Below are 14,169 nucleotides of genomic sequence, written 5' to 3'. Positions count from 1 at the left end.
AAGCAAGCGCTCACAGTCCGTCAAGTCTCATTAAAGAATGAGGCTTGCTTGTTTATGCGGCGGCGGACGTTTCCAGTCCGTCGGGACAGTTGTCGACTTCTCGCCGACCTCGGGGTGCGCACCCTGAACACCTGCCGAAACCGGGCGATCTTTGCATCTCAGAACGCCCCCACTTCCCGAAAAACCGGTCGCATGGGTATGTTTCCGGGCGTTCGGCTCCACCCGCCCGGAGACCGTTGACAGGCTCTGGTCCGCTGATCAATTATCGCCGTGCGTCCAGGTGTTCCCAATCGGTACACCAGTCGGACGACGTCTCCGCACCCGTGGGGCGCCGTGAGCAAGAAAGCTGGTGGGCAGAATGCCGTACGACGAAGGCATGAACTCGCCGTCGTTATCGGCTGGCAACGTTGTCGCACTGAATTGCCGATTCGCCGGATCTCACGGAGTCCCCCCATTGTTCTCGTGCTCCGCGCTCCCCGCCGTCGTACCGCCCCCCCCCACCTCCATGAGACACCGATCCGCCGCCCGCCCCGACTCCGCAGCTCCGCCCGGCAACCGGGCGTAGAGCAGCCTCGGCGGCCCGCCGCACGGGCGGCCGTACCCCCAGCGTGACTCTCGGAACCAGTAACCCTGACGACGGGAAGACCCAGCCTTGTCCGTGCATGACACCCCCCAGGCTCCGTACGCCCCCCAGGTTCCGTCTCCCCGACAGCACCCCGCCGACTCCCCACGGCGTGAGCCCTCGGCCCCCACCACCCTCGCTCCGGCCTCCTTCGCCCAGCAGCGGCTGTGGTTCCTCGCCCAGCTCCCGGGCGGGAACGAGGCGTACAACGAACCCGTCACCTTCACCCTCCGGGGCCCTCTCGACACGGCCGTCCTGCGCCGCGCGCTCGACGCGCTCGTCGTCCGGCAGCAGGCACTGCGCACCAGGCTCGTGGCCGTCGACGGCGAGGTGTACCAGCACATCGATCCGCCGGAGACCGGATTCGCCCTCGCGGCGGACGATCTCGCCGGGCTGCCCGACTCCGCGGCGCGCCTCGACGAACTGCGTCTCCAGGAAGCCTCGGCCCCGTTCGACCTGGCACGCGGTCCCCTCTGCCGCGGCCGTCTCCTCACGCTGGCGGAGGACCACCACGTCCTGCTGCTGACGGTCCATCACAGTGTCTTCGACGGGCGTTCCATGACCGTGATGATGAGTGAACTGGGCACCCTGTACGCGTCCTTGCTGGACGGACGGCCTTCGCCGCTGGCGCCGCTCCCGCTGCAGTACACCGACCATGCCCGCGCCCAGCGGGAGCTGGTCCTCGCGGGCGGGCTCGCCGAGCACGCCGACTTCTGGCAGCGGCAACTGGCCGACGCCCCGCCGCTGTCCGGGCCGCCCACCGACCGCCCGCGTCCCGCCCAGCAGGATCTGCGGGGCGGCCGGGTGGAGTTCGCCCTGGACGCCGAACTCACCTCTGCCCTGCGGGCCTTGGCACGAGAGCGCGGACGCACGCTGTTCGGCTCCGTCCTGACCGGCTGGTCGCTGCTGATGTCCCGGCTCAGCGGCCGTACCGACGTGGTCGTGGGCACTCCCACGGCGGGGCGGCGGCACAACGAGGACCTGTCGGACGTCATGGGCTTCTTCGTGAACACGCTGCCCCTGCGCGCCGACTTCTCCCGTACGGCGACGGCCGGCGACGCCCTCGCGCACGTGGGAGGTGTGCTGCGTGACGCGCTCGGCCACCAGAACCTGCCCTTCGAGCACATCGTGGAGCTCGTCAACCCGGTCCGCAGCGCCGCTTACACACCGCTGTTCCAGACGATGGTCGCCTGGGTTCCCGAGCGGGACGGACTGCTCGAACTGTCGGGCCTGGACGTCACTCCGCTCGACATCCCGGACGCTCCCGCGAAGTTCGAGCTGGCGCTGTCGCTGACCGAGTCCCAGGGCCGTGTCGTCGGCCACCTGGACTACGCGTCGGCGCTGTTCGACGAGGACACCGCGCGGCGGTACGTACGCCAGCTGGAGCATCTGCTCACCGACATGGCGGCCCGGCCCGAGGCGCCCGTCGGCACGCTCAAGCTGATGGACGAGCAGGAACGGCGGCTGCTGCTCACGGAGTTCGCGAACGGCCGGCCGCTCACGGCCGAGCCCTCGTCCGGCACGGCGAGCGGAACGGAGTCCCGCTCGGAGGCTCGTCCCGGCTCCCGCGCCGGCGGGCTGGTGGAGCGGTTCGACGAGCAGGTCGCGGCCCGCCCCACGCAGACCGCGCTCGTGTGCGGCGGCGAACGGCTCGACTACGCCACTCTCGCCGGGCGGGCCGATCGCCTCGCCCGTGCCCTCGCCGATCAAGGTGTGGGCCCCGGCGACATCGTCGGGCTGCACACCGGACGCTCCGTCGAACTGGTCGTCGGCGTCCTGGGCATCCTGAAGTCAGGTGCCGCCCATCTGCCGCTCGACCCGGCCCAGCCGCCCGCCCGGCTCGCCGCGATGGTCGAGGACGCGGCCCCCGTCCTGGTGCTGAGCGACCTCCCCGGCGCGCGGCGGCCGACCGCGTGGCGCTACCTGCCGACGGTCGAGGCGTCGGCGGACAGCGATGTCCCGCCCGCGCCGGTCCCGGACGACGAGCAGGTGGCCTACGTCCTCTACACGTCCGGTTCGACCGGCCGCCCCAAGGGGGTGGCCGTCACCCGGCGCAGCGTCCTGAACCTGTTCGACAACTGGGCCACCCGCATGGGCACGACACCGGGAGAGGCCACCTCCGCCTGGTCGAGCATCGGCTTCGACGCCTCCGTCCACGAGTTGCTGCTGCCGCTGACGACCGGCGCCGAACTGCACCTCGTACCCGAGGAGTTGCGTGGTGACCCCGATGAACTGATGGAGTGGATGCGGCAGCACCGCATCGTGCAGGCGTTCCTGCCGCCCTCCTACATCCGGTGGATCGACGAGGATCCCGGCACACGGCTCGACGGGCTCGCGCTGCGCCACTTGCTCACCGGTGTGGAGTCCTTGCCGGAGTCCGCGCTGTACCGCATGCGGGAGCACCTCGCGGGCCTCAAGGTGTGCTTCGGCTACGGGCCGACCGAGACCACGCTGTACAGCACGGCGTACTACGACCCGCAGCCCCTCGACCGGCAGTGCCCCATCGGACGGCCCCTCGCGGGAACGCGGATGTACCTCCTCGACGAGCACATGGAGCCGGTCCCGGTCGGTGTCGCCGGGGAGGTGCACCTCGGCGGCGCGAGTCTCGCGGCCGGCTATCTGCACCGCCCCGACCTGACCGACGAGCGTTTCCTGCCGGACCCGTTCGTCCCCGGCGAACGCGTCTACCGTACGGGGGACCTCGCCAGGTATCTGCCCGACGGCAACGCCGTCTACGTGGGGCGCGTCGACGACCAGGTGAAACTGCGCGGCTTCCGTATCGAACCGGCCGAGATCGAGGCCGCGCTGCTCGCCCTGCCGGAGGTGCGCGAGGCGGCCGTGGTGGTCGACCGGGACACCGGTGCCGAACCCCGGCTGGTGGCGGCGGTGGCTGTCGGCGAGGTGCCCGCCCGGCCTTCGCACGCGTGGCGCGCGGCCCTGGCGGACCGGCTGCCCGACTACATGATCCCCGCGGTGGTCCTGGAACTGCCCGTCCTGCCGCTGAGCCGCAACGGGAAACTGGACCGCACGGCCCTGCTGCGCGAGGCGGCCGGATCGCGCACCGGCCAGGTCAACACCCAAAGCCCGCGCGATCAGATCGAACTGACGCTCCTTCATATATGGCGGGGCATTCTTCTCGGCCCGGACTTCGGCATACGCGACAGCTTCTTCGACATCGGAGGCACAAGTCTGTCGGCCATCAAGATGGCCCACGGCATCCGCGAGACGCTCGGCACCACGATTCCCGTCCGCGACCTCATGCTCCATCCGACGATCGAAGGCCTCGGCGGTCTCATCCGCAGGGGCCGTTCGGGGACACCACCGAGCAACCTCATCGAGTTCCGGAAAGGCAGCACCGGCGGCAACGTCGTGTGCGTCCACCCCGCAGGCGGCACCGCGTTCTGCTACCTCCCCCTGGCCAGGACACTGCCCACGGACGTCGGCCTGTACGGGATCCAGTCCCCCGGAGTGAATCCCGGCGAGGCCTTCCTCCCCGACGTCGAGGCCATGGCGGAGGCGTATCTGCGACTCGTCGAACCCTTCGACGACGGCCCTCTCGTCCTCACCGGGCTCTCCTACGGCGGCGTGATCGCGCACGAGATGGGTCGGCGGCTGGCGGACGCCGGCCGCACCGACGTGAGCGTGGTGCTGCTGGACACCCAGGCCACCGAGGACCCCGAGGTACGCGCCACCGTGGCCGCGCCCGTGGACCTGGCCGAGTTCCGGGACAAGCTCGTGAAGTTCAACGGCATGTATCCGGGGATCGACGACGAGCAGATCGACCGGTACTACCGGATCTACAACCACAATCGCGAGACGGCCCGCGACCACCTCCCGGCGTCCTCGGCGGCCCGTCTCGTCCTGATGCAGGCCGTCGGCGGCACGACCCCCGGCCCGGCGCCCCTGCCCGAGGTGCGCGACTTCTGGCGGCGTCGCGCGGAGAACGGCTTCCGCGTCGAACCACTGGACTGCAGCCACTGGGAGGTGCTGGAGAGCGGTACCTCGCCGCAGGTGGCGGCCGTGCTCGGCGCCGAACTGGCCGCGCTCTCGGTCCCGCCCACCGCCGCGTCCGCCGCCGGGCCCGCCGTCATCGAGGAGGCCTGATGTCCGGTTCCGCCGCGTCCGGTCCGCTGCTGGCCGACGCCGTACTCGATCAGGCCCGTCTGACCCCCGACGCCCTCGCCGTGGCCGACGGGGACCACCGCCTCGACTACGCGGGCCTCGACCAGGCCTCCCTGCGTGTGGCGCGCGGCCTGCGCGCCCGTGGAGTCCGTGCGGGGCAGGCCGTCGCGGTCCGCCTGCCGCGGTCCTGGCAGCTGGTGTGCGTGATGCTCGGCATCCGCCGCGCCGGAGCCACCGTGGTCCCGCTCGACGGGCAGAGCCCCGCCGAACGCCGTCGGCACATCCTCGACGACTCGGCCGCCGTGGCCCTGGTGCACGACGGCACGGGCGGGGCGACGAGCGGGGCGTTCGGGGAAGGCCCCGATGTCCTGTTGGCCGTCGACGACCTCCTCGGCGATCTCCCCGGAGAGGACGCGGGGCCCCTCGACGAGGTCACCCCTGTCACGGACGCGGCCACCTCGTTCCTCTTCTACACCTCGGGCACCACGGGCCGCCCCAAGGGGGTCGAGGTCAAGGACGCCGGAATCATGCGTCTGGCCGACCCCGGCTTCCTCTCCCCGACCGCGGGCGCGCGGTACGCGAGCATCTCCAACCCGGCCTTCGACGCCCTGAGTTACGAGGTCTGGGTACCGCTGCTGACGGGCGGGACCTGTGTCGTCCTGAGCGACGAACAGGTGCAGAACCCGCGTCTGCTCGCCGAGACCCTGCGGCACGAGCGGATCGACGCCCTCTTCGTCACCGCTGCCCTGTTCAACGCCGTCACCGACAGCGTGCCCCACTGCTTCGACTCCGTCGGCCAGGTCCTGATCGGCGGCGAACAGCTCAACGCCACCCGCGTGAAGCGCTGGTACCAGGACAACCCCGGCACCAGGACGTGCCTGGTCAACGCCTACGGGCCCACCGAGTCCTCGACCTTCGCCCTGCACCACCCGGTGCCCCGTGACTTCGCCGGCGACACCGTTCCCGTGGGCCGGCCCGTGCCCGCCACGGAAGCACTGCTGGTTGCCGACGGCTCACGGGCCGCCGGGACCGACGAGGTCGGTGAACTGTGGCTGTCCGGCGCCGGGTTGGCGACCGGCTACCGCAACCTGCCCGAGGAGACGGCCCACCGCTTCGCCCCACTGCCGTGGCACGACATGGGCCGCGCCGTCTGGTACCGCACCGGCGACCTCGCGCGCCGTGACGCCACAGGGCTGCTCACCTTCGTCGGGCGGGCGGACCGCCAGGTGAAGGTACGCGGCTTCCGCATCGAGCCCGGAGAGATCGAGCAACAGCTCGGCGCACACCCCGCCGTCCGGCAGGCCCGGGTCTGCACCCGGCACGACGTGGACGGCGCCCATGAGCTGCTGGCGTACCTGGTACTGGGTGCCGAGCTGACGTACGAGGAGTACGAACGCCATCTGGCGGCCACCCTGCCTCCGTACATGCGCCCGCACCGCACCCATCTCGTGGACGCCCTGCCGCGCAACGCCAACGGCAAGGTCGACGACGCCGCCCTGCTGGACTCCACCACGCCGGCGTGGCGTCGTACCTCCGGCGCGGCCGTCGAGGTGACGGACGCGCAGCGCGAGGTGCTGGAGATGGCCGGGAGCGTGCTGGGGGTACCGGGGCTTCGGCCGGACGACGGCTGGATCGCCAACGGCGGTGACTCGCTCAAGGCCTTGCGTCTGCGGTTCCGGATCCGGCGCCGCTGGAACGTCGAGGTGCCGCAGTCGGTCGTCCTGCGGGAGGACTTCGCCGCGCTGACAGAGGCCATCACGTCCGGAGCCGCCTCCGGGACTCCTGGCTCCTCCGGCTCCTCCGCCCCAGGGCAGTCGGCGCCACCGCACCCGGCGGTGCCGGAGCCGGGCGGACGCCGTTCCGCGCCGGCCACCTCCGAGCAGCAGCGCCTGTGGCTCCTCGACCGGAGCGACCCGCACAACCGCGCCTACGACGTTCCGCTCGCCTTCCACCTGCAGGGCACCGTCGACGAGGACGCCCTGCGCGCCGCACTCACCCGTCTCGTCGCCGAACACCCCGCTCTGCGTACGGCTTTCCGGGCCACCCCGGAAGGGCTGCTCCAGGAGATCGGCGACCCGTTCGACCCCTGGGAGCCGGCCGACGTCCTCGACGGTGAGGGCTGGGAGCCGGCGGCGCGGCGGTTCTTCGCCACACCCTTCGATCTCGCCGAGGCGCGGATGCTGCGGGCGGGCCTGCTGCGCACGTTCGACGGCCCGGTCCTCCTGCTTCATCTGCACCACATCGCCGTCGACGGCTGGTCCCTCAACGTCCTCTTCCGTGACCTCACCGCCTTCACCGCCCAAGCGGCCGGCCTCGAAGCAGCCGGACTCGTAGGCGCCGGACTCGAAGCAGTCGGTCTCGAAGCAGAGGAGGAGGGGTCCCGGCACACGCCGCTCGATTTCGCGCTGTGGCAGGCGCGTTGGCATCTGGAGTCCTCCTACGAAGAGCAGCGGTCGGGCCTGCGCCGCCACTACGCGGCCCTGGAACCTTCCCCGCCCCCGCCCGCCGTCACGACCACCGCCGACTCCGGTGCCCGGCTGTTCACCGCGTCCCTCGACCTCGTCCAGCGCTCCCGGCTCGACCGGCTCGGGGCGGAACTCGGGCTCACCCGTTTCCAGCTCCTGCTGGCCGCCTTCTCCTGGAGCCTGTACGGCGTGACGGGCCAGGCCCGTCCACTGGTGGCGAGCCCTGCCTCGGGCCGGCCGGTCGGCGAATTCGCCTCCACCGTCGGCATGTTCGCCAACACCGTGCTGCTGCCGCTGAAGCTCCAGCCGGGCGACGGCTTGCGCCGGCAGCTCGGCCGGCAGGCCACCGAGGTCCAGCAGATCCTGGACCGGCAGGACGTGACGCTCGCCGACGTACTGACCGACCACGACTTCGGCGGCGGCCCGCTCTTCGACTTCATGTTCGTCCTGGAGAACACCGACTTCGGCGCGCTGTCGCTGCCGGACTGCCGGGTACGCCCCGCCTGGCCGCAACCCGTCGACACCAAGTGCGCGCTCACGCTGTCCGTCGTCGAGCAGGACTTCGGGTTCGACTGCCTGTGGGAGTACGCGGCCGGGCGCTTCGACGCCGAGGTGGTGGCGTCGGCCCATCGACTGTTCGTACGGGCGATCGACCTGCTCACCGCCGCGGACGAGGACGAGGACTGGAGCCAGGGTCAGGGCGAGCCCACATTGGCGGCCCTCGTCGCGCCCTACCGGCGTACGCTCCCCGATCCCGGCCAAGGGGCACGGAGCACACCCGCCTTCACCACCGTGGCGGAGGGCTTCGCCGCGCAGGTACGACGGACTCCGCACGCACCGGCCCTGACGACGGGCGACCGTACGCTCACGTACGCGCAACTGGACGCGCACGCAAGGGCGTTGGCAGCCGAGTTGACGGCGCTGCTTCCGCTGCCGTCCGATCCCGGGGCGCCCGCCCGGGTCGCGTTGCATCTCACGCCGTCGGCCGAGCACATCGTGGCGCTCCTCGCCGCCGCGCAGCTCAACCTGACCGTCGTACCGCTCGATCCCGCCTATCCGCCTTCGCTGCTGCGCCGGGTCCTGGTGGATGCGGCCCCCTTGTGCGTCCTGACCGCGGTCGGCGCGGAGGAGGACGTGGCCGGGATCGCGCCGGCGGAGCTGCCACGGCACCCGATCGACCTGGCCGCCGCCGTGCCGTCCGCGCCGCGACCGGTTCCCCACGCGGGCCTGAGACCGCTCTACACGCTGTTCACCTCTGGCTCGACCGGCACGCCCAAGGGTGTCGACGTACCGGACCTGACCCTGTGCAACCTGCTGCACTGGCAGACCGAGGCGGGCGGCCTCGGGGAGGCCGCGGTCACCCAGCAGTTCTCGATGCTGTCCTTCGACGTCTCCTTCCAGGAGATCTTCACCACGCTGTGCTCGGGCGGACGCCTGCACCTCGTGCGCCCCGAGTGGCGGCAGGATCTGCCCGCCCTGCTCGACCAGTTGGAACAGGCCGGTGTCGAGCGGCTGTTCCTGCCGTTCGTGGCGCTGCAGCTGCTGGCCGAACACGCCGTGCACCTGGGGCAGTTCCCGTCGCGGCTGCGTGAGGTGGTCACCGCCGGCGAGCAGTTGACGTGCACCGATGCCATCCGCCGCTGGTTCGCCGGCCTGACGGACGCCCGGTTGTTCAACCACTACGGGCCCACGGAGACCCATGTCGTCAGCGGTCTGTGCCTCGACGGCGACCCGATGCTGTGGCCCACCCGCCCGGCCGTCGGTCGCCCGGTGGCCAACGCGGTCCTTCGTGTGGCCGACGACAGCGGCGAACCGCTCCCGCCCGGGGCTGTCGGCCAGCTGCTGATCGGAGGCCCGATGGCCTCGCCCTGCTATCTCGGCGACGCCGAGCTCAACCGCTCCAGGTTCACCGAGCTGCCCGGCAGGGGAACGTTCTACCGCAGCGGCGACCTGGCGCATTTCGACGCCGACGGGCTGCTGCACTTCGACGGCAGGGACGACGACCAGATCAAGATCAGCGGTCATCGGCTGGAGCTGGGGCAGCTGGAAGCGGCGCTGCTGGGGCACCCGTCGGTCATCGGCGCCCTGGTGTCCCGCGACGGCGATTCCCTCGTGGCGCTGCTGCAGTGCCGCGGCGACGACCCGGATCTGAAGCAGCTCAACGCGCATCTCGCCGGGGAGTTGCCGCCCTTCGCCCGCATCCGCACGTTCCGCAGGGTGGAGGCGTTGCCGCGCACGCCGAGCGGCAAGCTCGACCGCCGCGCGGTCGCCACCCAGGGCCGTGAACTGGGGAGTGGGCTGCCGTCCGAGCCGTCCGAGCCGACCGAGTCGCCTGAATCGCCTCAGTTGCTGGGTCCGGGGGCCTTGGAAGCCGCCGTGTCCATGCGGGAGACCCGGCTCTGCGAGCTGTTCGCCACGGTGACGGGCAAGAGGGTACTTCCGGACCAGCGGTTCTTCGACGCGGGCGCGGGCAGCCTCGACCTGATGCGTTTCCAGTTGCGGTGCGGTGTCGACCTGGGCCTGTCCTTCACGGTCGCGGACCTCTTCGAGCACGTCACCGTCCGCAGCCTGAGCCGGTTCCTCGACACGTCGGACCCGGCTTCGTCCGGGGCCGGCACTGGGGCCACGGCCACGGCTAGTGCTGCGGCTGCGGCTGCGGCGCGTGAACCGGTCGAACGGAACAGCGGCGCGCACGCCGAGCCGATCGCCGTCATCGGGATGGCCGTACGGCTGCCCGGCGCCCCCGACCTGGCGTCGTTCTGGCGGATGGTCGAGTCGGGGGAACGCGGCATCGAGCACTTCCCGGCCGCCGAGGGGCGTGTGGGCGCCCGCAGCCAGCTGGACGGGCTGCTGGCCTTCGACCCCCAGCACTTCGGCATCAGCCCCCAGGAGGCACGGCTGATGGACCCGCAGCAGCGGCACCTGCTGATGAGTTGCGTCGAAGCGCTCGCCCACGCGGGCATCGCCGACCCTGCCGAGAGCCGCGTCGGCCTGATAGCGGGCTGCGGCGAGAACACGTACTTCCAGTCCATGCTGCGTGAGGCCGACCCCGCCGCCCTCCCGGACGGCTTCCGCTTGGCCCTCCACCACGACAAGGACTTCCTCGCCACCAAGGCCGCGTACCACCTGAACCTGACGGGCCCCGCCTTCACGGTCCAGGCGGCCTGCGCCAGCTCCCTCGTGGGGGTGCACATCGCGGCCGGACTGCTGCGGCAGGGCGAGGCCGACGTCATGCTGGCCGGCGGAGTACTGGTCGACACGCTGCTGACGGACGGGTACACCTACCGGCCGCAGCACATCTTCTCGCCCGACGGCCACTGCCGGCCGTTCAGCGACGACGCCGCGGGCACCGTCGGCGCGAGTGGCGTCGGTGTCGTGGTCCTCAAGCCGCTGAGCCTCGCCGAGCGCGACGGCGACACCGTGTACGCGGTCGTCACCGGATCCGCCCTGAACAACGACGGCGCGTCGAAGCTCGGCTACAGCGCGCCCTCCGTCTCCGGGCAGCGGGAGGTCATCCGCACCGCGCTGCGCCGCAGTGGCCGCCCGGCCACCGACCTCGGTTACGTGGAGGCGCACGGCACCGGGACCCGGCTGGGCGACCCCGTGGAGGTCGGCGCGCTGCGGCAGGCTCTCGACCTGCCCGACGCCGCCTCGTGCGCCCTGTCGTCCGTGAAGAGCCAGATCGGTCACCTGGGCGCCGCCGCTGGCGTCGTCGGCCTGGTGCGCGCGGCGCTCGCCGTCCACCACGGGGTGATCCCGCCGAACGTCGACTTCCGGCGTCTCAACCCGGAGATCGGCGCCGACCCGGGCCCCTTCCACATTCCGACGAGCGCGCAGCCCTGGCCGACGGGGCGTCCGCGCGTGGCGGCCGTCAGCAGTTTCGGTATCGGCGGCACCAACGCCCATCTGATCCTGGAACAGCACTCACCCCCCGTACCGGCATCGGCGCGGACGCCGAAGGGCACCGGCCGAAACGCCTTCACCGAGCGCCTGGTGCTGTCCGGCAGCAGCGAGCAGTCCCTGCGTACGGATGCCCGGCGCATCGCCGACCATCTGGCCGCGGCTCCGCAGACGTACGACCAGGTCCTGCGCCATCTTCGGAACGGTCGCCCGACGCGGACGCACCGGGTCGCGGCCGACTGCCCCGACGCGGCGACGGCCGTGGCGTGGCTGCGGACGGTCGCGGACGGCTCGGAGCGTGCTGCGGGCGCGGTCGTGGAGCTGGCGCAGGGTTCGGCCGGGTCGGCCGACGCGAGCGGCGGCCCGCAGTCGGGTGCTCACTCCGCTCCGCCGCCCTGGGACTTCCCGCCCCCCGCCTTCGCTCTCACCGACCACGACTTCCCGCGTGCCGCCCGGCAACCCGGGCAGACCGTCACGGCGGCCGACCCCGCCGCCGCCACGCCGCCGGTGCGGATGCCGGAGGGCGAGTGGCTGCACCAGACCGAGTGGGCGCGGCTGCGACGGGCCGTCCCGTACACCGGCTCCCTGTCGGGGCGCCCGGTCGTGGTCGTCACCGACGGCACCTCGACACCGGTCGACTGGAAGGCACTGCACTCCGCGCACAGCCGCATCGTCCACGTCACGACCGGTGCCGCGTACGCCCGGTCCGGCACCGACCGGTACGAGGTCGACCCCGCCGATCCCGCCTCGCTGGCCCGGCTGCTCCAAGACGTCGGACATGACGCGCCCGACGGGTTCGAGTGGCTGCACACGCTGCCTCTCGGTGTCGAAGGACCGGTCGGAAAAAGGTCGTTGGAGGACGCGCGGCGCGTCAGCCTCGACCACACGGCCGCCCTGTGCCAGGCCGTGGCGAGCCTGCCGCCCGGCGCGCGTCCGCGCCTGTGGTGGCTGTCCCACGGCGCGCAGCCGGTGACGGGCGAGGTGACGCGTCCCGAACTGGGCCTGCTGGCCGCGGCGGTGGAGGTGCCGCGCCAGGAACTCGGCCTGGACACGCGCTGGATCGACCTGCCGGGCGCCGACCCGGCGGGCTGGGCCCATCTGCTGCCGGTCGTCCTCGCGGACACGACCGCGGGGGCCGCCCCGGAGCGCCGTATCGCCCTGCGCCAGGGCTATTGGTGGCGGCCGGTCGCCCGGTCCGTACCGCGCCCGCTCCCCCACTCCGACGGGCTCGTGGGAGGCGCCGGGCTCATGGAGGGCGACGGCGCACACCTCGTTCTCGGCGGCACCGGTGGTATCGGTACCGGCATCGCCACCTGGCTGCTCGAACACACCGGTGGGCGGGTCGTGCTGCTCGCGCGCCGGCCCCGACTGCCGTCCGCTCTCACCCGCTGGTCCGACCGTGTCACCCTCGTGGCGGCCGATCTCGCCGAGGAGCCGCTCGACGGGATCCTGGATCGGCTCGCACCCCACACCGGTCGCCTCCACGGCATCGTGCATGCCGCGGGCAGCGCGTCCGGCGCCCTCCTGATCCGCCGCGACAGCGAGACCATGCGCGACGCCGACCGGGCGAAACTGGACGCCGTCCTGCTCACCGAGCGGCTGATCGCCCGCCACGGGCCGCGTTACGCCGTCTACTGCTCGTCCCTGTCGGCCCTGTTCGGCGGGGTCGGCCAGTTCGACTACGCGGCCGCGAACGGGGTGCTCGACGCCTTCGCCCACCACGGCGGCGAGGCCTCCTCGGCGACCGTGCGCCTCAGCATCGGCTGGGACGTGTGGCGGGACGCCGGCATGGCCCTCGACGCGCTCGGCACCGACGCACGCCACCAGGCACATCTGCGGACAGGGCTGTCGACCGCCGAGGGACTGCGCGTCTTCGCCGACGCCATGGAACTCCAGCTGCCGCACCTGCTCGTGTCCAGTACGCCGCTGGAGGCTTCCCGGTACTTCTACGAGCCCGAGGCACAGACCGCCGATGAGGTCACCCAGGAACCGTCCGGGGCAGTGACGTCACCCGACGCGACCGAACTCGTCGAGGCGGCACGGGAGTTGCTCGGCACGGCCACGCTGGACCCGGCAGCGTCCCTGTACGACCTGGGCGCGGACTCCCTCACCCTGCTCGACCTGCTCTCCGAGGTGAAGCGGCTGTACGGGGTCGACATCGAGCTCTCTCATCTCAGCCATCAGGTGAGCGTCAACGATCTCCTCGCCCGCCTCGGCCGACCCGCGCGGACGGAGGAGCCCACCGACGACCCGGTGACCATCGAGACCTGGCAGAACGGCGACGACCAGGACGTCCTGTGTGTGATCCACCCGGTCGGCGGCGACATCCAGGCCTATCGGCCGCTGGTCTCCGCCCTGGACGCGCGCACCACGGTCTGTCTCGTCCCCGACCCCGCTCTGCACGATCCCGGCCTGCCGCCCTGGTCGGTCGCCGAGCGGGCGGACCGCTATCTCGCCGCGCTGCGCGCCCGCTTCCCCGGCCCGCAGACCCGACTGCGGCTCGCGGGCTGGTCGTTCGGCGCGCTGATAGCCCACTCCATGGCCGCGGGCGCCGAAGCGGCAGGCCAGCCTGTCGACCGGCTGTATCTGCTGGATCCGCCCGCGCCGCAACCAAGAACCCAGGACGACCCGGACAGTCTCGATGAAAACGCCCTGCGTGCCGTCTTCGAGCTCGAACTCCAGGGCAACAAGGCCCAGTCGGCGTCCCCGTCGACAGGGGCAACAGGGGCAGGTACAACAGGTACGACCTACGCCGAACGACTCGCCCACTGCTGCCGGGCCAACATCTCCGCGATGACCACCCATACGGCACCCCGTCTGACCCGCACGCCCAGCGCCCTGTGGCTGGCCACCGAGATCACGCCCGACCTGCCCCTCGCCCCGCCCGCGCCGACGGCCGCCGAGGAGTGGACGGCGCTGCTCGCCCACCCCGCCCAGGTGCACCACGTACACGCCACGCACTACGAGATCGTCACCGGACGGCACGTACAGGACATAGCCCGCGCGATCGACGCCGACCGGTAGCCACGGCCGACGCCAGCCGTTGCCTGCCCCTCCTCC

Annotated in this window: 2 protein-coding genes; both read left to right on the top strand. The window is 72.0% G+C overall.

Annotation, left to right across the window (positions count from 1 at the left end; genetic code table 11):
- Window positions 1-652 precede the first annotated feature (652 nt).
- Window positions 653-4,726, top strand: a complete 4,074-nt coding sequence (locus ACZ60E_RS03220; protein ID WP_469437502.1) for a non-ribosomal peptide synthetase — start codon at window positions 653-655, stop codon at window positions 4,724-4,726.
- Window positions 4,726-14,133, top strand: coding sequence for an amino acid adenylation domain-containing protein (locus ACZ60E_RS03215; RefSeq protein ID WP_469437500.1), 9,408 nt, complete (start codon window positions 4,726-4,728; stop codon window positions 14,131-14,133). The genes ACZ60E_RS03220 and ACZ60E_RS03215 overlap by 1 nt, the downstream gene beginning before the upstream one ends.
- Window positions 14,134-14,169: the final 36 nt, after the last annotated feature.

The organism is Streptomyces sp. NPDC102514, from assembly GCF_055584525.1.
The sequence above is the reverse complement of the archived record's forward strand: the minus strand, read 5'-3'. Positions and strand labels throughout refer to the sequence as shown.